At 52.8% G+C, this 20,038-nt stretch carries 9 protein-coding genes; 7 read left to right on the top strand and 2 right to left on the bottom strand.

What is annotated here, in order from left to right; translation table 11 throughout:
• Positions 1-117: 117 nt before the first annotated feature.
• Both ACTJKB_RS06840 and ACTJKB_RS06845 read right to left on the bottom strand, forming a co-directional pair.
• Entirely contained in the window at positions 118-1,464 is a 1,347-nt protein-coding gene (locus ACTJKB_RS06840) for a response regulator transcription factor (protein ID WP_440832770.1), read from the bottom strand.
• The gene (locus tag ACTJKB_RS06845) at positions 1,445-3,154 is read right to left on the bottom strand and encodes a sensor histidine kinase (RefSeq protein WP_440832772.1); all 1,710 of its coding nucleotides are present in this window, start codon (positions 3,152-3,154) and stop codon (positions 1,445-1,447) included. Before ACTJKB_RS06845 ends, ACTJKB_RS06840 begins: the two co-directional genes overlap by 20 nt.
• A gap of 241 nt (positions 3,155-3,395) precedes the next feature.
• Between ACTJKB_RS06845 and ACTJKB_RS06850 the strand changes: the two genes are divergently transcribed.
• From ACTJKB_RS06850 to ACTJKB_RS06880, 7 genes are all read left to right on the top strand, one after another.
• Positions 3,396-4,352, top strand: coding sequence for an ABC transporter permease (locus tag ACTJKB_RS06850; protein ID WP_440832774.1), 957 nt, complete (start codon positions 3,396-3,398; stop codon positions 4,350-4,352).
• Positions 4,353-4,367: 15 nt separating this feature from the next.
• Entirely contained in the window at positions 4,368-5,237 is an 870-nt protein-coding gene (locus ACTJKB_RS06855) for a carbohydrate ABC transporter permease (protein ID WP_440832776.1), read from the top strand.
• Between the two features lie 32 nt (positions 5,238-5,269).
• Complete coding sequence (locus tag ACTJKB_RS06860; RefSeq protein WP_440832778.1) at positions 5,270-6,946, top strand: hypothetical protein; 1,677 nt, start codon at positions 5,270-5,272, stop codon at positions 6,944-6,946.
• 212 nt (positions 6,947-7,158) lie between these two features.
• Positions 7,159-10,686 carry a helicase-exonuclease AddAB subunit AddB gene (gene addB / locus ACTJKB_RS06865; RefSeq protein ID WP_440832780.1) on the top strand — a complete coding sequence of 1,176 codons (3,528 nt, stop codon included), beginning with the start codon at positions 7,159-7,161 and terminating at the stop codon, positions 10,684-10,686.
• A complete protein-coding gene (locus ACTJKB_RS06870; RefSeq protein WP_440832782.1) occupies positions 10,683-14,852 on the top strand; it encodes a UvrD-helicase domain-containing protein in 4,170 nt (1,389 codons plus the stop codon). Before addB ends, ACTJKB_RS06870 begins: the two co-directional genes overlap by 4 nt.
• Positions 14,853-14,933: 81 nt before the next feature.
• Positions 14,934-16,115: an exonuclease SbcCD subunit D gene (locus ACTJKB_RS06875; protein WP_440832783.1), complete on the top strand. Its 1,182-nt coding sequence runs from the start codon at positions 14,934-14,936 to the stop codon at positions 16,113-16,115.
• 1 nt (position 16,116) lies between these two features.
• A complete protein-coding gene (locus ACTJKB_RS06880) occupies positions 16,117-19,740 on the top strand; it encodes an AAA family ATPase (protein WP_440832784.1) in 3,624 nt (1,207 codons plus the stop codon).
• The last annotated feature ends 298 nt before the right edge of the window (positions 19,741-20,038 follow it).

The following is a 20,038-nucleotide window of genomic DNA, read 5'->3' on the forward strand; positions in this document are numbered from 1 at the left end:
TTTTCCGATTGTACTTCTGCCTGAACGTAAAAAGAAACCCAAGGTCGTAAAAATGACCTGGGTTTCTCGACAATCTGAGCCTCTATAACAGAGGCTCTTTTCTTTTTGGCCGGACCCTTACTTAATATACTGCCTGCGGTACTGATAAGGGGTGACGCCATATTGATCCTTGAACAGCTTGATGAAATACTGGTTTTTCTTGTATCCAACTAAATGGGAAATATCGACCACGTGTAAGCTGGAATCTATTAATAACTGTGAAGCCTTCTCCAGTCTTTTCATCGAAATGTAAGTGGATAGATTCTCTCCGGTTTCCTGTTTATACAATTTGGACAGATACACCGGATGAAGATGTACGATTTTGCCCAAATCCTCCAGACTCAGGCATTCACTGATATGATCGGCAATATAGGTCTGAACAGTATGTACAATTTGATTATTGGCGCAATCGTTGTGCTTGTTCCATTCACTGATGCTCAGCATGATGGATTTTAGCGCTTCATCCGGGTCCGATAATTGATGGAATAACAAATCTGCAACCTCGGCAGGCTGCAAGGGATCGGATTCAAAGTATACGGAATGGATAAACTCCAGAAGATAGAGCAGCTTTTGTTTCCTGGTGGTCAATTGAGCGAATTTCTTCAGCATATTTCTTCGCACAAGCTCCCACTGCGCAGCATCAAATTTCGCGGATAAATTCCAATCTTTCCATCTGGAAAAGTCACTGGCCTCCATTTCTTCATTGTGGAAAAAATGATAAAAGGTATGACGAACCGTATTTTTTCTAGTCAATTCAAAGCTTTGGGAAAATTGAATGTGCTCCACCTTGTGTTCTAAGCTGCTCATTCTGCTGGTTAAGACAAGCCCTGCCAATCCAGATGGCGTCCGCCAAAAAAAATCATCCAGACCTTCACAGTTGTCTTTAAGCGTGATCTCATCTTTCCCACTGGCCTTCGGAACTTGAAAAAAGCAAAAGGATTGCGTATTGAAGGAATAACTATCGTTGCTGCAAGGATGGACCGAAGGCTGCTGCTCACAGATGACGGACAACAAATAGCCGAGACCATCAAACTCCACCTTGTCCGGGGGATTCTCACCGATGTTCTTAATAACACTTTGCATGGCCTTCTCCATATCCTCTTTATCCACTGGCTTCAGCAAATAATCGAGCGCCCCTAAACGAATAGCACTTTGGGCATAATCAAATTGAGAATAACCGGACAGGATAATCACCTTCGTTTTGAGCATGTGTTTATTAATGTGTTCCAGTAGATCAAGGCCGGAGACCTCGGGCATACGAATATCTGTAATCAGAATATCTGTCTGGCCCTGTTCCAGGATCCCCTTGGCTTCAATGGAATTGGTGGTGGTCTCAATCTGGTCAACTCCGTACTTGGTCCAATCCAGCAGATGCTTTAAATACTCCACGATATAAAATCCGTCATCAACGATTAACAATCTCATGTTGTCCTCCCCCATCAAGTGAAAAGTCAATATAAATAAGTACCGACAAGCCTCCCCAGTCATTTTTGAAAAATCTCAGGCCACTAAATGGACCATACGCATTGATCAGACGCTGATTGATATTCCAGAGACCTATTCCCCGGGTTCCTTCAGGCGGCGATTCATGCTTAACTTTGTCCGCGAGCTGCTGGATATCACCGGGCGTCAGCCCTTTACCATCATCGGCAATAATAATGAGCGCTCCGTCATCGAGAGCTTTGATATCTATGGAAATGCGGTAGGCACCCTGCCGCTCTTCAATCCCATGCTGAATCGCATTTTCAACAATCGGCTGAATAATAAGCGGCATAAGTCTGTGCTCCCCCAGCTCGGGCGGCAAATTAATTTCATATTGGATTCTTTTGCTAAGCGACATGATGGACAGATAATGCCCGGCAAGCTGCAATTCAGACCTGAGTGTGGCGTCGTGCGCATCCAGTTTGGTCAAATAGCGGTAGTACTCGGCCAAATGCTTGCTCATTTGCATGACAGCTTCTGGTGAGGACTTAGCCATCGACATAATAAAAAACAGACTGTTATATAGAAAATGCGGATTGATTTGCGCTTGCAGCTGCTTGATTTCCGCGTTTTTTCGCAGCTCTGTTTCAATTTTCAGGGATGCAAACAGGGTTTGAATTTTGCTGACCATATGGTTGAAGCTTTTAAAGAGATTATTGAACTCATTGACCGGATTTGCGCTTATTCGGGTGCTGTAGTTGCCTTCCTCTACTTGATTGAACTTCTTGTCCAGCAAATACACATTTCGGAAAAAGTTCCGGTAGAACATGAGAATGACAATAAGTCCGATAATCAGAATAACCACAATGCTGACAAAGAAAACCTGTTGATTGCGGTGCAGCGGATACATTAATTCACTCATTCGTGTATAGGTAACCAGGTAGGTGTCAATAGGTTCGATGTACTTGGACAAGACATAATAATCCTCATGATTGATATGATAGTCAAATTTTAAAATCTGCAGCGTATCCGGTGTAATGGTCTCCTTAGCCTTCTTTTCGATTGTGCTGTCTACCATTTTGTCGCTGATTAAGATGCTTTTATTGACGAGAAAAAAGGCATTGGAGCTCTCGCCATTCACAGCCTTGTTCAGCAAACTGGTTAAGTAATCCGTATTCAGCTTAACACCTACAACATATTGAATATTGGCCGGATTCTTGGGCTGATGAATATAGGGATAGACAGAAAAATAATACAGACTGTTATTGATAGTTTGCCAGCCCCGGTGTTTTACATTCTCAAAAGGCAGCTTATTCAGCGGATCATGTCCTGTGGAGATAAAAGTGCCCTCAGCCCGCCAATAGATTCCGATGGAATCAATGGCTTGACTGGAGAGAAGGGGCTCGGAGATCCGGTCGAAAATATCGTTTTTTTTCATCTGGGCATCGTAGTTGCTTAAATCTTGTATCCGGCTTTGATAGAAGCGTACGGAGTTGTCAGCGGTGAACTGAATACCGTACAGACTGGCTTCAGAGATGACATTATCAACAATGCTCTCTGTATAAGCAAGCTGGTTTTTAGAGGCGCTGATCAAGCTCTCCTGAATGGTTTTCGAGCCCAAGGTGTTCAATATAAAAAACAAACCCAAGGTAAGCAGCAGAAAAAAAACGAAGAAGTATATAAAGCGCTTCATATTTACTTTTTTAATGATCAACACTTCCCTAGTAAGGTATATGAATATCATAAACCCTAAATTCCAAAAGAAAAGCCTAACCTGCCCTTTAAAATGTAAGCGCTTCAAAAGAGGTTGAGACATTGGCTATGATGTTTAGATTAAGACATTTTAGAATGAAGACGCCTTTGCTATCATGAACCTTGAACAGAAACAGACTTCTGAGAATGGAGAAAAGGGGGTAAGGAAAATTACTCAGGTTATGAATACCCAAGTTGAGCAGCTTAAGACAGATAGGGTTAAAAAGAGTGGGAAGAATCCATGGGGTAAGGAAATCAGGAAACACTGGCCTTTATATGTTCTGTGTCTCCCGGCTTTGATTTTTGTTCTGATCTTTGCCTACGGTCCGATGGTTGGTCTCGTCATAGCGTTCCAGGACTACAAGCCGTGGCTTGGCATCACCCGTTCAGCCTGGATCGGCATGGATAACTTTGCGAGAATATTCCAGTACGAGGAATCGACGCAGGCCATTATCAACACTCTTATTATTGCAGTCATCAAAATCGTCGTGGGCATTATCGTTCCCATTATCATGGCGATCCTGCTCAATGAAATCCGTCACATCGGAACCAAGAAGAGTATCCAGACCTTGGTGTACCTGCCACACTTTCTATCCTGGGTAACGGTAGCGGGCATCATGATTGATATTCTGGGGCTTGACGGCGGTATTAATCATTTACTCACCAGCATCTTTGGAACCAAGCCGATTTTCTTTCTTGGAGACCCGGCACTATTTAGACCCACAATTATTATCAGTGACCTCTGGAAGAACTTTGGATTCGGCATGATTGTCTATTTGGCCACGATTACAGGGATTGATCCTTCCTACTATGAAGCGGCTGAAATAGATGGTGCTTCGCGGAGGCAGCAGATTCGGCATGTTACGCTGCCAGGCATGCTGCCGATGATCATTGTGATTGCAACGTTAAGCCTTGGCAGCGTTCTCGATGCGGGGTTTGACCAGATTTTCAACTTGTATAATCCGCTTGTATACAGCACTGGGGACATTATAGATACCTATGTGTACCGTTCGTCCTTGCTGAATGGACAATATGGCTTCGGTACCGCCGTCGGGCTGTTCAAGTCAGGCATCAGCTTTATCTTGATCGTCATCTCTTACCGCATTGCCTATAAGGTTGCCAACTACAAAATTTTTTAGAAAGGAGGAAGGAGAGTGTATCATAAGTCCAAGGGGTATAAGGTGTTTTCAGTCTTCAATTATATCTTTCTGATTCTGATCGCATTATCGTGCTTTCTACCGCTGCTCCATTTGCTGGCGCAATCCTTCAGCAGTAAAGCGGCTGTCAACGGCAGTCTGGTATCCTTCTGGCCGGTTGATTTTAATACGGATGCTTATGTTAAAACGTTTAAAAACTCGAATTTCACAGGCTCGATGCAAATTTCGGTGGTTAGAACGATTCTGGGCACCTTAATCGGGATGTCGGTGATTACGATGGCCGGTTATGCGTTATCCAAGGATTTCCGTGGGCGCAACGCGCTGATGTGGGTTTTCGTATTCACGATGCTGTTTTCCGGTGGATTAATTCCTTCTTACATTCTGGTTACTAAGCTTGGACTCAAGGACACGATTTGGTCTTTGGTTCTTCCGGGTGCTTTTGGAGCGTATAACTTGATCCTGATTATGAATTTTTTCAAAACCATTCCGAAAGCGCTTGAAGAGGCGGCATTTATTGATGGGGCTTCCTTCTTCGGGATTTTCCTCAAAATCTATCTTCCACTGTCTCTCCCTGGCCTAGCCACCGTTGGATTGTTTATCATGGTGGGGCACTGGAATTCCTGGTTTGACGGGATCTTATATATGTCCAATACGACCAAGTATCCACTCGCTTCCTTTTTGCAGACGGTCGTTGTACAAAGCAATGCCCAGAGCATGGCCATGAGCCAGTCAGAGGCGGCGGCGATGTCGGAGCAAAGCATCAAGGCCGCACAAATCTTCATCAGCACATTACCGATTATTCTAGTGTACCCCTTCTTGCAGAGATTTTTTGTCAAAGGGATTGTGCTGGGGGCAGTGAAGGAATAACTAAATAACTCAATAGAATAGGGGCCTAATTTATGAAAAAGACAGGTATAACGCTCTCCTCTTTACTACTGATTGCCGGATTGCTTGCAGGCTGTTCTTCAGATAATAAAGGATCGAATTCGGCAGCGGAGGCTACACTTAAAGACGGCAAGTATGATCCTCCGATTAAGATCACCATAGCGAAACAGCAGGATGAAAATGCCGGCAAATATATCAATGGCGAAAGCCTGAATGATAATGTGCTGACCCGTTGGGGGACCAAGAACCTCGGCATTACCATCGAAACCACGTTGCTGGGTGGGGATGCGGCCCAATATAACACCAAGCTGCGCCTCGCGCTTACCGGTTCCGAGAAGCTCCCAGATGTCCTGCCTGTGTACGATACCTCTCTGGAGAATGATTTAATTCAATCCGGACTTGTCAAGGATATCACTGAAGACATCAACAAATATATGCCGGACCGGTTAAAAGAAATTTATAAACAGTATCCTACAACATTCAATCCGGTGATCCAGGACGGCAAGGTGTACGGGATGGCGATTTCCCCCAATCTGACCGAAGGTGAAGTGATGCTGATTCGTCAGGATTGGCTGGATAAATTGAATCTGAAAGCCCCTACAACCATTGATGAATTTGAAAAGGTGATTGCCGCCTTTACGAATGATGATCCGGACGGGGACGGCAAACAGGACACTTACGGGTTTGATTTCTCTGGTAAAGATTCCTATAACACTGGATGGGTTAGCGACTCTGTAATGATTTTCAGCGCATTTACAGGCAAGAATCTTCCGGGCTCATGGCATGAGGAGAACGGCAAGCTTACTTACGGGTCGGTGGCAGACGGCAACAAGGAAGCGCTGGCCAAACTTCGCGACTGGTATTCGAAAGGCTATTTGAATAAAGAATTGGCTACTCAGGGCGCTTGGGATGCTCTCGCTGACTTTACCGAAGGCAAGGCGGGGATTATTATTGGCCGTCCTTGGCTGTACGGCAGTGTGAAAGACGTTGAGGCTAACGTTAAGGGAGCCAAAATCAGTGCCTACCCAACGATCAATGGGGTTAGCGGAGACAAGACCTATCAATCGGGGCAGTTGAATGACGGTGTGTTCATGTTCAATAAAGACTTCAATAATATGGAAGCGTTCTTCCTGTATTATGACAAGCTGTACGATGCCGCCTTTGGTACCGGGGACTTCAAATACGGTTATGCTCAAGGCTATGACTATGATATTGTGGATGGCCAGGTTACCTTTGACTCCAAGAAATTCAACACACCTTTGGACGCTGTCCAAGGGGTAGGGAAGATGGCATTCACCAAGAATACGCCTAGTGTTGATGGTCCGGGGAAATCCTTCGAGGATCTTGCGGGTGGAGCCAAAGCGGATACTGGAGTGCTGATGAGATCGGAAGCGCTGGATCAAACGATGAAGGACGGTTATGTGATTTCTTATAAGAACAGCGAGTCGCTTTTGCCAAGCGCCTTCAACGGTCCGCCAACCAAAACGATGCAAAGCTCATGGGAACAGCTGACGACCATGGAAAAGGAAACCTTCACAAAGATTATCTACAGCAAGGAGCCGCTTAGTGCTTATGATGATTTTGTAAAACAATGGAACGAGAAAGGCGGCACTAAAATTACGGAAGAGGTCAACGCATGGTATGAAAATGCCAGCAAAGTGGATGTGATGTCTAATATGGGCTTGAAGTAAGTGGGGGAGTGCTTCCGGTAAAATAACAAATAACGGCACTGCGCTGGCAGGTTGTTCCTACATGGGAATATCGGCCAGCGCTTTTTTGTGCTTTTATAAGGTTAAGGACTGTAAGTTTCTTGAATTTAATGGCAAACGCATGTTCTGGTTATCGCGAGTATGCTATACTATTGAGACGAAGAAATGCAGAGCTACGGAAGGAGTTTGTCGTTATGTCGGTAACCTTGTTAACAGGCCGCTCGGGCAGCGGAAAGACTACTAAAATATGGAAGGGAGTGACCTCCGCTCTGGAGCAGGAGCCGCTGGGCGCGCCGATTATTGTCCTTGTTCCCGAGCAGGGCTCCTTCGGAGCGGAGCGCGGGCTGCTGACAACAGGGAATGTGCGGGGAAGTGTTCGGGCGCAGACGCTTAGTTTCTCGCGGCTTGCCTACCGGGTGAAGCAGGAGACCGGAGGCAGCGCCAGTCTGCCGATCAGCGAGGAAGGCAAGAAGATGCTGATCTACAAGATCATCAGCCGCCGCAAGGAAGAGCTGAAGCTGTTTGGTGCATCGAGCGACAGACCGGGTTTTGTAGAACGGCTTAGCCAACTGCATACGGAGCTGAAGCGCTGCTGCCTGGGCACTGCTGATCTGGAGGAGCAGATCGCCCGAATGCGGGACTCCATAGGGCGAAGTCCCATTCTTGCAAGCAAGCTGGATGATTTACATATGGTGTTCCGCGAGTTGGAACAGGAAATGTCCCGGCTGTACATCGATGAGGAGGATCGGCTGGCTGAGCTGGCTGAACATATTCAGGAGTCTTCATATATTCGTGGTGCGGAAATCTGGGTGGACGGTTTTCACGGCTTCACAACACAGGAATTTGCCGTGCTGCGAGAGCTGATGCAATATGCCGCTAAAGTCACGGTCGCTTTGACACTGGACCGGATCTACCCTGCGGGCATGCAGCCTCATGAGCTTGAGCTGTTTCATCCCGCGGCAGTAACCTGTATCAAGCTTCGCGGAATGGCAGAGGAAATGGGCCTGACGGTATGGGATGAACTTCTGGCACCGCCGGTGTTGCCGCGTTTTGCCGGAAGTCCTGTCCTTGCCCATCTGGAGAAGGGGTTTGGCCGGCGAATCCGCTGGAGCGGTGCCGCTTCAGAGGTTGCAGATTCCATTACCCTTACTGCGGCAGCTTCGCGCAGAGCCGAAGTAGAAGGAAGCCTGAGGGAGATGCTCCGTCTTGCCCGCGAGGAAGGTGCAAAATACGGGGAGATGGCAGTATTTATGCGCAATATTGCCGACTATGAGCAGCTTGTGGTTCCCCTGTTCCAAGACTACGGAATCCCATTCTTCCTTGACCAAAAGATGAATGAGCTGCATCATCCACTGGTAGAATTTATCCGCTCTGCCTTTGATGTGGTGCGCAGACGATGGCGGTATGAGGATGTGTTCCGCTGTGTGAAGACGGAGCTGTTGCTGCCGATGGATTACAGTGTGACGCGCGCCGATATGGATGCACTGGAGAATTATGTGCTGGCTTGCGGTATTCAGGGCCACCGCTGGACGAATGGCCGGTCCTGGAAAGGAATTCCGAGTCTGTCGCTGGAAGGCGAGAGAGTCGTGGATGAAGTGCTGCTGGCAAGAATGGAAGCATGCCGGGAGATCATTACAGGTCCGCTTCAGGCTTTTGAGAAGCGGGTCAAAACAAGCCGCAGCGGACTGGAACTGTGCAAGGCGGTCTATTTTCTTCTGCAGGACACGGATGCCGCACGCAAGCTGGAACAGATGAGTGCCAGGGCATTGGGGCTGGGGCAGCCTGAAGCGGCCCGCGAGCATACCCAGCTATGGGGAGCGGTACTGGACCTGCTGGATCAGATTGCCGAGATGATGGGAAACGAAAGAATGGAGTTTGACGTTTTTGCCGGGGTACTGGAGACGGGGCTGGCTGAACTGAAGATGGGGCTGGTGCCGCCTGCGCTGGATCAGGTGCTGGTGGGAACAATGGACCGCACCCGGGTATCGGGAGTCAAGTATGCCTTTTTACTGGGATTCAATGAGGGGGTTGTTCCCGCCCAATTCAAGGAAGACGGCATCCTCTCGGAAGGGGAACGTATGCTGCTGGAGAATGCCGGGATGGAGCTTGCTCCAGGTTCTTCCCGCAAGCTGCTGGATGAGCGTTTTCTGATTTACAATACACTCACTACAGCAAGCCGCAAGCTTTGGATCAGTTATGCGACAGCGGATGAAGAAGGCAAGGCCCTCCTGCCATCCGAAATGATCCGCCATTTGCACGGCATGTTTCCAGGGGCACTGAAAGAGCAGTTTGTTTCCGGATTTCCAACAGCTGTGGGTGGAGCGGCAGACGAAACTGAGGCGTTTGAAGCGCTTCATATGGGTTTTGTGGGTCAACCGGAACAGACGCTGCGCATGCTGATTTTACAGCTTCGGCAGTGGCGGCAGGGCGTGGACATTCCCGCACTCTGGTGGGATGTCTATAACTGGTTTATCACGGATGAGGAGCATGGACCGAAGCTGGTAAAGCTGCTCGGTTCACTGTTCTACCGCAATGACGGAATCCGGCTGAAGCAGGAGACGAGTCTGCGTTTATACGGCGGAACGACAGTGCGGGGCAGTGTGTCTCGCATGGAGAAATTCGTCGCCTGCGCTTTCTCGCATTTCGCTTCCTACGGGCTGAGACTGAAGGAACGCCAGCTCTACAAGCTGCAGGCCCCGGATATTGGTCAGCTGTTCCATGCCGCTCTCAGCGATATGGCTTTACGGCTGCAGAAGCAGGGACGCAGCTGGGGAAGTATGACGGCGGAGGAATGCCGCCGTGAGGCCGGGGAGACTGTGGACAGGCTCTCACCGCTTCTCCAAGGTGAAATCCTGATGAGCAGTAAGCGTTACGGATATATCTCCCGCAAGCTCAAGAACATCGTCGGCCGCGCCTCTGTGATCCTTGGGGAACATGCCAGACGGGGCAGCTTTGAGCCAGTGGGGCTTGAGCTTGATTTTGGACCGGGCAAGGACCTTCCGCCGCTTAGAATCACCCTGCCAAACGGCTGCGTGATGGAGGTGGTGGGCCGGATCGACCGTGTGGATATGGCCGAAGGCGAGCAAGGCATTCTGCTGCGGGTCATCGACTATAAATCCAGCCAGAAGGACCTTAAGCTGCACGAGGTCTATTACGGGCTGTCGCTGCAAATGCTTACCTACCTGGATGTTCTGCTCACCTATTCGGAGCAATGGCTCGGCAAGACTGCTCTTCCTGCCGGAACGCTCTATTTCCATGTGCATGATCCGCTCTTGACTTCAGCGAACGGTATGAACCGCGAACAGGCAGAGCAGGAACTAATGAAGCGTTTCAAAATGAAAGGGCTGCTGACGGCTGACCGTGAAGTAGTCTCGCTTATGGATACCACTCTGGACAAGGGGCATTCCTCGATTGTACCGGTGGCACTGAAGAGCGACGGGAGCTTTTACAGCAGTGCTTCGGTCGCTACGCCTGAGCAATGGGGACATCTGCTGACCTCGGTACGCAGCACGATCACTGATATCGGGACACGCATTACCGAAGGTGATGTGGCCATTCAGCCTTACCGGATACAGCAGGAAACGGCCTGCACCTTCTGCTCTTACCGGCCGGTATGCCAGTTCGATGAGGCTGTGGAAGGCAATGCTTACAACATTCTCGGCAAGCCGGGCAAAGAAGTCATCTGGGACCTGCTGTCCCGCGAAGGAGGAGAGAAGCCATGATACGAAAAGCGGAAATAGAGCCCAAACCGGAAGGAAGCCTATGGAGCGACGACCAATGGAGCGCCATCGCACAGAGCGGTGATGATATCCTGGTCGCGGCGGCGGCAGGCTCCGGCAAGACTGCGGTGCTGGTCGAACGGATTATCCGTAAAATCAGCAGCGAAGAGAACGGTTTTAGTGTAGACCGGCTGCTGGTAGCCACGTTTACAAAGGCAGCGGCTGCTGAAATGCGGCAGCGTATCCGCGAGGCACTGGAACGAAAGCTGGAGGAGGAACCCGGGGATGAAGAAGGGAACCGGGGCAATGAGCATCTGCGCCGCCAGCTTGCCCTGCTCGGCAAAGCTTCGATTACGACGCTGCATTCCTTTTGTCTGGAAGTCATCCGGCGTTATTACCAGCTCATCCCCATTGATCCGGGTTTCCGGATTCTGAATGAGCATGAAGCAGAGATGATGCGCCAGGAGCTGCTGGAGGAGCTGCTGGAAGAGAAGTATGGAGAAGTGACAGAAGACGGGGAAGATACTGTTTTTGTACAGCTGGCTGACTGGTTCAGCGGTGAACGCAGTGATGATGCTGTGCATGCGCTGGTGCAGCGGCTGCATGATTTTGCGCGCAGTCATCCCTGGCCGGCGGAGTGGCTGCGGGGTACTGCTGCGGATTTCTCGTTGCCGGACACGGAAGCTCTTAGCCGCACGCCATGGGTCCAGAGTATTCTGGCGGAAGCGAAGCTGACGCTGGACGGGGCTGCGAGCCAGCTCCGCCAGGGCCGGGATATCGCTTTGCAGCCCGGGGGTCCTGCTCCTTATGCCGAGAATCTGGTTGCGGATCTGGAGATGGTGCAGTCGCTGCAGGAAGCTCTGGAATCCCGTCCGTGGGCCGAGCTGTATGATATTTTTATGGAAATATCGTTTGGAAAGCTGAAGGCTTGCAAGAAGGACTCGACCGATCCCGGGCTGCAGGAGACGGTGAAGGATCTCCGTGACAGTGTGAAGAAGAACCTGCTGGAACTGCAGAAATCCCTATTTGGGCGTCCGGCTGAGGCCTTTCTGGGCGAGCTGCATGAGGCAGCACCGCTGATGCGGGAGCTTGCGGAGACGGTAATTGAATTCGGTGAACGCTACCGGATCGAGAAAGCAGGCCGGGGCCTGGTCGATTTCAGTGACCTCGAGCATTACTGCCTGAAGATCCTGCGCCACGAGGATTCTGTACCCGGTCATTCCGTGCCTTCGGATGCGGCGATGGAGTACCGCGACCAGTTCGACGAAGTGCTGTTGGATGAATATCAGGATACTAACAGCGTGCAGGAAGAAATTGTGCGCCTGATCTCCCGCGAATCCCCGGGCAACCGTTTTATGGTTGGAGATATGAAGCAGAGCATTTACCGTTTCAGGCTGGCGGAGCCGGGACTGTTTCTGGATAAATACCGGAGCTTTGGCTCAGTCACAGACAACAGAAGTGTTGGCGTAACCGGGACTGGGGAAGGTGCCGGAGGGGATGAAATCCCGGATTCAGATAAGCCGGAAGGTGGCTCGGTTATCGATCTGGCCCGCAACTTCCGCAGCCGCCTGGAGGTGGTTAATGCGGTAAATATGATTTTCCGGCAGATTATGGACAGTAAGGTTGCTGAAATAAGCTATGATGAGCGCGCAGAGCTGGTCTACGGAGCAAATTTCCCGGGGGCTGAGGAAAAAGGGCCAGATCTTTATTTTGCCCCTGAGCTGCTTCTTATTGACCGGGGAGCATCGACGTCCGGACGCTCAGAGGAGCCGGCTGAGGACGGGGAGCTTCCCCCGCAGGAGAATGAAGCCATTGAGAGTGAAACCGCACAGCTTGAGGCGAGGGCCATTGTGCGGCGCATCTCGCAGATGACCGGTATGAGTGGCGGCGAGCCTTTGCTTATTTATGATAAATCCCTGAAAATCATGCGTCCGGTTGTTAACGGCGATATAGTCATTCTGCTGCGATCCGCGCGGATCTGGACACCGCTGATGATCGAGGAGCTGCGTTTGGAGGGCATCCCGGCGTATGGCGACCAGAACAAGGGTTACTTTCAGGCTACCGAAGTAGAAATTGCCCTTTCGCTGCTGCAGATTGTGGACAATCCCCGTCAGGACATCCCGCTGGCTGGCGTGCTACGTTCACCTGTGGTGAATTTGCGCGAAGAAGAGCTGGCTTTGGTGCGTCTTTGCAGCAATGGTTCATTTTTTGATGCTGTCCTTGCGGCAGCCGGGGAAGAGAACAAGGCAGACTATTCTTCAACGTTTTTACGTGCGGAAATACAGCAGGCGGCAGCAGGACTGGCAGAGGCTGTTCAAGCCGAGAGTGCTGCTGCTAATGAAGAAAGCCGGGCACAAAGCGGTGGATTAGCGGAAGATAAAGCCGCTGCCGGAGACACGCCGGAGATTTCTGTGCAGCTTCAGACGAAGCTGCAAGCTTTTCTGAAGCTGCTTGAGGGCTGGAGAACTTCCGCCCGGCAAGGCAGTCTCAGTACATTGATCTGGCGGATTTATGGCGAGAGCGGCTACCTGGAGTGGGTCGGCGGCCTGCCTGGAGGCTTTCAGCGCCAGAACAATCTGACAGCGTTGTATGACCGGGCTGTACAATTTGAGAATGACACCTCTGCGCGAGGGTTATTCCGCTTCTTGGTGTTCATTAACCGTCTGAGAGAAAATGGCGGAGACTTGGGAGTGGCCGGAGGAACGGGTGAAGAGGCCGGAGGAGTCAGAATTATGACCATTCACAAGTCTAAGGGTCTGGAGTTCCCGGTTGTGTTTCTGGCAGGGATGGCGAAGCCGTTCAACCGCCAGGATTTGTATTCCCCGTTCCTGATGCATAAAGAGCTAGGATTCGGACCGCGTTTTGTAGAGCGGGAGACCCGGGTCAGCTACCCTACACTTCCTTATCTGGCCATTAACCGCCGTTCCCGTTTGGAACTGCTGGCAGAGGAAATGCGTGTGCTCTATGTCGGATTAACCCGGCCGCGTGACAAAATGATCCTTGTCGGCACGGTAAGAGATTTATCGCGCACCCTTGCAGGCTGGAGCAGTGTGCAGGCCCGTGAAGAATTGCTGCTGGAGGACCATTTGCTGGCCCGGGGACGCAGCTATTTAGATTGGGTAGGACCGGCACTCATCCGACATCCAGGAGCAGCTATTCTCCGTAAGTTGGCTGGAACAGAGGGGGCTGTATCTGCGGTACTGCATGGTGATGCTTCCAATTGGAGCATCTCAGCGGTGAACGCGGCAGAACTCAGTTCCGGCTCTCTTGCTGCGGCTGGTACAGTGGATCAGAATGAGGAACGGAATACTATGCTCGAAGCATTGAAGCGCGGCCGCAGTGTGGCATTTAAGAGCACAAGTAGAGAGACTGATATCACCGCACGACTGAACTGGGTCTATCCTTATGCCGCTGCATCCGGGATTCCCGCTAAAACTTCAGTCACCGAACTGAAATCGATGCTGTCCATGCAGGAGCAGCCTTCCTATGATTTGCTGGAAGAGTCCCGGCTCCCGGCTTCGGGGAACGGCCTGGCACGTGGGGTAGCCGGAACGGATAGTCTGCATCTCCAGCGCCCGAAATTTATGGAGAAACGTGGCTTGTCGCCTTCAGAGCGGGGAACGGCCTATCATACGGTCATGCAGCATGTTCCGCTGGAAGGTGCTGTAGACCGTGTTGTCCTGGAAGCTACAATAGCACGTCTTACACGGCTTGCCATTCTTACAGACGAGCAGGCTGAGGCAGTCGAGCTTGGTGAAATTGAGGCGTTTTATATGGGGGAAATGGGCCGGAGGCTAATTGGGGCTCCCTGGAAAAGAAGAGAACAGCCTTTCAGCTATATGGTTCCGGCAAGTGAGGCCTACCATGGACTCACTGATCTCAATGAAGCGGCAGCGGGACTTGAAGCTCCTGAAGAAAGCCCGGCCATGGGGGAATCCGTCCTGATTCAAGGTGTAATCGACTGCCTCTTCCGGGAGGAGGGACGGCTGATTCTGCTGGATTACAAGACGGACGCTGTTCTGGAGCATCAGGGCGGACTTGATTCTCTGAAAGAGAAATACCGGTTTCAGCTGGAGCTGTACAGCAAGGCACTACTGAATATTCTCGGGGAGCCGGTCAGCGAGATTTGGCTGTACTTTTTTGACGGCGGACATGCTGTAAAGCTATAAATCGACCCATATTTTTGCCGATGAAACTATAAATCTATCAATCGAGAAATACCGCATGAGGGCGGGGAAAAGAGGACGACAATGCGCATATTGCATACGGGGGACTGGCATCTGGGCCGGACGCTGGAAGGAAGAAGCCGGCAGAAGGAGCAGGAGCAGTTCATCGATGAGCTGGTAGAGATTGCCGATGATTCCCAGGCAGATCTTATTCTGATGGCGGGAGATGTCTATGATTCCGTGAATCCACCGGCAGCAGCAGAGCAGCTGTTCTACGATGCTGCCGCCAGACTTACGGCAAATAGCCGGCCGCTGGTGGTCATTTCCGGCAATCATGATCAGCCTGAGCGTGTAGCATCCGTATCCCCGCTTGTCCGCAGACAGGGCATAACACTGGTGGGTTTGCCTACCTCTGAGCCGGTGACGGTCCATGCCGTACGTACAGGAGAAATCGCCAAAATCGCTGCCCTTCCATATCCCTCCGAAGCCCGGCTTGGCGAACTTCTCGCCGGGGATAGCGGAGAAGATGAGCTTCGTCTTGCCTACAGCGCAAGGGTAGGCAGGCTGATGAGCATGCTGGGGCGGGAATTCACACCTCAGACGGTGAATTTGGCGATGAGCCATATCTATGTCCTGGGCGGGGTAGAGAGTGATTCGGAGCGTCCCATTCAGGTCGGCGGGGCGTACACCGTTGATCCCTCAGCGCTGTCATGCGGCGCACAATATACAGCGCTTGGGCATCTTCACCGCGCCCAGCGCGTGAAAGGCGACGGCATGATCCGTTATAGCGGATCGCCTCTGGCCTACAGCTTCTCTGAAGCGGGTCAGGCCAAGTCCGTGGCATTGCTTGAGATTGCACCTGGCGAAGAACCTTCCTTTGAGGAAATCTATTTGCGCTGCGGCCGTCCTCTGGTGAACTGGAAGTCTTCCGGCGGGTTACAGGAAGTCTACAACTGGCTGGACGAAGGACGGGATGAAACTGCTTTTATTGATCTGGAGCTCCGTCTGACGGAAGCGATGTCGCTGAATGATATCCAGCGGCTGCGCAAATCCCGTGAGGGGATTATCCATATCCGTCCGGTGTATCCGCAGATGGAGCAGGAGCTTGAGGAGATGGCCCGCTCGCGTATGCCGGTGCAGGAGCTGTTCCGGAGATTCTACCAGCGGCAGACCGGCGGGGCAGAGCCTGAGGACAGCCTGATTGAACTGTTCCTGGAGCTGGCGGAAGAAGAGCGGCGTGAGCCTGCGGAAGGGGAGGAGAACTGAAGTGAAGCCAATTCTACTAAAAGTAGCCGGCCTGCAAAGCTATAGAGAGCAGCAGGAGATTGATTTTGCGAGTCTGACTGAGACAGGACTGTTCGGTATTTTTGGGCCGACGGGAAGCGGGAAATCCAGTTTGCTTGACGCGATCACACTGGCCATGTATGGCAAAGTGGAACGGGCAGTGAACGGGACACAGGGAATCATGAACCATTCCGAGGACCAGCTTAGCGTGGCCTTTACTTTTGAGCTGACTTCCTCTGCTGGCCCCCGCCGTTACCGGGTCGAACGGAAATTCAAGCGGACCGGGGACCAATCGGTGAGCAATACAATCAGCCGTTTCATCGAGGTTGCAGATGACGGTGATCACGTGATGGCCGATAAGCTGGCAGATGTTACACGCTGTGTTGAGGAGCATATCGGACTTAAAATGGATGATTTCACCCGGGCCGTTGTGCTGCCGCAGGGTAAGTTTGCCGAGTTTCTGTCACTGCGCGGCGTAGACCGCAGACAAATGCTCCAGCGTCTTTTTCATCTGGAGCAGTATGGTGACGGGCTGGCGCTGAAGCTTAGCCGCCGGGTGAAGGAGAATGAGGCTGCGCTGCGCGCACTGGAGGCTGAGCAGCAGGGGCTGGGCAGTGCAGGCAAGGCGGATGTTGAGGCTGCTGAGCAGCGCCTGCAGGAAGCGGTCCGCCAGGCGGCAGATTGCCGCAAGCGGCTGGCTGAGGCGTTGCAGCGGGCGGAACGTTATGCCCGCATCCGCGAGCTGCAGGACGAGCGCTCCCGCCGTGAGGGGCAGCGGCAGGCTTTGCTTGCGCAGGAGGCGGATATCCTCCTGCTGGAGCAGAAGCTCGGCAAGGCTGACGAAGCCGAGAAGATGCTGCCCGCGCTGAAAGCCTGGCGCAGCGCAGAAGAGGCCTGGAAGAGCCGATTGGCCCGTGCGGAGAGCCAGGAGGTGCAGGCCGCTACAGCCGAGCGGCAGGCGGCGGCGCAGGCAGAGGCGGAAGCGGCGGCGCAGGCCGCTCTGGCCGCGGAGGAGCCCGCCCTCCGGCAGGGGGCGGATACCTACCGCCGCGCGCTCGAGCTGGAAGCTGAGCTGGGCGGACTGCGGCGCGAGCGCACAGCGGTGCTGGAGCGCCGCGATGAGGCCTCCCGCGGGCTCGCTGCCCGGCGGGAGAGTATGGCCCGGGAGCGTGAGCTTTTGGCCAAGGGCCAAAAGCGCCAGCAAGAGCTGCAGCAGAGCCTGCAGCCGCTGGCGGTCCGCTCCCAGGAGCGGCAGACGCTGCAGGAAGCCATGCAGCGTCTCCAGGGCCTGCGTTCCGCCTCCTCCCAGCGGGAGACGGCGGAACGGGAACGCGCCGAGCGCGCCGCGGTGCTCGCGGCGGCGGAGACTCGGCTCGCCGCCGCCGGGGACCGGCGGCGCTCGCTTGAGGCGCAGCGCGGCGCGGGAATCGCCGCCGCAGCGATGCACCTGGATGAGCTGCGCGCCGGAGAGGCCGCAGCGGGAGCCGCCGCCGATCAGCTGGAGCTTCACGGAAGCACGCTTGCGGCGGCGCTCAAGGGCCAAGAGCGGCACCGGCTCTCTCTGTCGCTCGCCAGTGAACTGCAGGACGGGCAGCCGTGTCCGGTCTGCGGCAGCCCGCATCACCCCACCCCTGCGCTGGCAGAGGACAGCGGCGAGCGCGAAGAGCTGGAGCGCCAGCTTGAGCAGTCCCGTACATTAGGCAGACGGGCGATTGAAGCGCGTCATCTGTTCCGCAGCCTGCTGGAGCAGGATGTGACCTGGCTGGAGCAGGTATACGGCGAAGGGGCAGCAGAATCCTTCGCAGCACCTGCAGCTGCGGGGCTGGAACAAGGCGGCGCTGCCGACTCAGCCCCGTCTTGGACCTTGACTCTTTCAGATTTAAATGCAGCCCCGGCTTCTTTGGATCGCCCTGCAAATCCGACTCTATCAACTGACCCTGAAGTCCTGGCATCATCGGATCGCCCTGCAGCCCTGGCTCCATCAGATTCATCGGCAGCTCTGGCCAATCCTTCTGAGGCTTCGGCTCCTGCCGGTCTCTCTGCCGATCCTGTTTCATTCAGCACTAGTACAGTTTCGGCTGAACAGGCTTTGTCCGGATTGGAAACTGATTTTTCTGCGCTTAAAATCCGCTCCGGCGAGCTTCGCCGAAGTGCGGCAGAATGGCAGCGCTCCTTGCAGGAAGAGCAGCAGCTGACCCATAAGGAAGCAGCGGCGGCGGAAGCCGAAGCAGCTTGGCTGCAAGGCGTTACAGCCAAGGCCGCAGATCTGGCCCGGCAGCTGGATGAGCTCCATAACGAATGGCAGCGGCTCTTTCCGGAGCTGGCTCCGGATGATGCGGAGCATGCCTACCGCGAAATGCAGAAGAAGGATGAGCAAGCTGAAGAAATCAGGGGACGGCTGGAGATCAGCGTCAAGTTCCTGGATGACAAGAGCACTTCCGTGCAGGTGCTTCAAGAGGAGATAGCTTCCTTAGACAAGGAACTGGCCCAGTTGAACGCACAGCTGGAAGGCAAAGAGGCGCTGGAGCAAGAGAAAGAGCAGCGCCTCCTTCAGTGGACTGGCGGAAGGTCTGCTGCCGTTTTGCTGGCGGAATGCGAGCAGCGCCTGCAGGTGTTGCAGGCGGGTCTGGACAGCAGCAGGCAGACTCACCGGACAGCAGCGGAACAGGCACAGCATGCGGTGAAGGAAGCAGCTATCAGCCGCCAGGCGGCTGATTCTGCCCGGGAGCATTATGCGGCTGCCGCCTCGCATTGGGAGGACGGCTTGAACGCTTCGCTGTTTGCTTCAGCCTCTGAGGTTGAAGGTGCTGCGCTCACCCCTGATGAGCGGACAGGGGCAAGTGCCCGTGTACGGGCCCATCGTGAAGGTGAAGCTGAAGTTACGCTGCAGCTGCGGAATATTGAAGAGAAGCTGGAAGGGGCTGTTCTAAGCGCAGAGGAATGGCAAGAGAGCCAGGAGACCCTGCGTAGATGCAAGGATGACGATGAGGCCGCTTTGCAGGGCCGGGCCCGTGCCGAACGTGATCTGGAAGACTTGCAGCACCGCCACGTCCGATGGATGGAGCTTGAAGGGAAGCGTGCGGAGCATGCTGAGCTTCAGGACCGGCTGTCCAAGCTGCAGACCGTGCTGCGGGGAAACGCCTTTGTAGAATATATCGCGGAGGAGCAGCTGATGCAGGTATGCCAGGCAGCTTCACAACGGCTTCGTTTCCTGAGCAAGCAGCGTTATGCGCTTGAGGTGGATTCCGGCGGCGGGTTTGTCATTCGTGATGACGGGAATGGCGGAGTAAGACGACCTGTATCCACCTTATCCGGCGGAGAAACGTTCCTGACCTCTTTGTCCCTGGCACTGGCGCTTTCGGCTCAGATCCAGCTGCGTGGGCAGTATCCGCTGCAATTCTTTTTCCTGGACGAAGGCTTCGGTACATTGGACCCGGATCTGCTCGACACAGTTATCACATCACTCGAAAGACTGCATAACGACCAGCTCTCCGTTGGGATCATCAGCCATGTTCCTGAGCTGAGGGCACGTCTGCCCCGCAAGCTTGTTATCGTTCCGGTAGAGCCGGGAGGCGGGGGATCGCGGATTATTTTGGAAAAAATGTGATGCCTGAAATACAGTGTGATAACTGTCACAGATACAGCATCATACCCTTGTTATAATACAGCTAAGCCGACATCATTTTGAAACACCTCGGCGGACGTATGACCGGGAGTTTTGCTCCTTTTCATACGTCCGCCGCCGAATCAGCTTTCTGAGCTGATAGGGTGTTTCTTTTTTTTTGTCTTTTTTTCATGGCAGAAATACACAATGAATTCCCAGCAATCTGTATCTATAACAGAGCTGATTATCTTCAAATTCCATGATTTATATATATTTAACTTTTAATTTTTCTATTATGGAT

The organism is Paenibacillus sp. 22594, from assembly GCF_052044425.1.
In the GTDB taxonomy this organism is placed as follows: Bacteria; Bacillota; Bacilli; order Paenibacillales; family Paenibacillaceae; genus Paenibacillus_AQ.

Excerpts from the sequence above, each read along its gene's own strand:
- ACTJKB_RS06840 (WP_440832770.1), bottom strand. The coding sequence starts at position 1,464 with ATGAGATTGTTAATCGTTGATGACGGATTTTATATCGTGGAGTATTTA.
- ACTJKB_RS06870 (WP_440832782.1), top strand. The coding sequence starts at position 10,683 with ATGATACGAAAAGCGGAAATAGAGCCCAAACCGGAAGGAAGCCTATGG.
- addB (WP_440832780.1), top strand. The coding sequence starts at position 7,159 with ATGTCGGTAACCTTGTTAACAGGCCGCTCGGGCAGCGGAAAGACTACT.
- ACTJKB_RS06860 (WP_440832778.1), top strand. The coding sequence starts at position 5,270 with ATGAAAAAGACAGGTATAACGCTCTCCTCTTTACTACTGATTGCCGGA.
- ACTJKB_RS06845 (WP_440832772.1), bottom strand. The coding sequence starts at position 3,154 with ATGAAGCGCTTTATATACTTCTTCGTTTTTTTTCTGCTGCTTACCTTG.
- ACTJKB_RS06850 (WP_440832774.1), top strand. The coding sequence starts at position 3,396 with ATGAATACCCAAGTTGAGCAGCTTAAGACAGATAGGGTTAAAAAGAGT.
- ACTJKB_RS06875 (WP_440832783.1), top strand. The coding sequence starts at position 14,934 with ATGCGCATATTGCATACGGGGGACTGGCATCTGGGCCGGACGCTGGAA.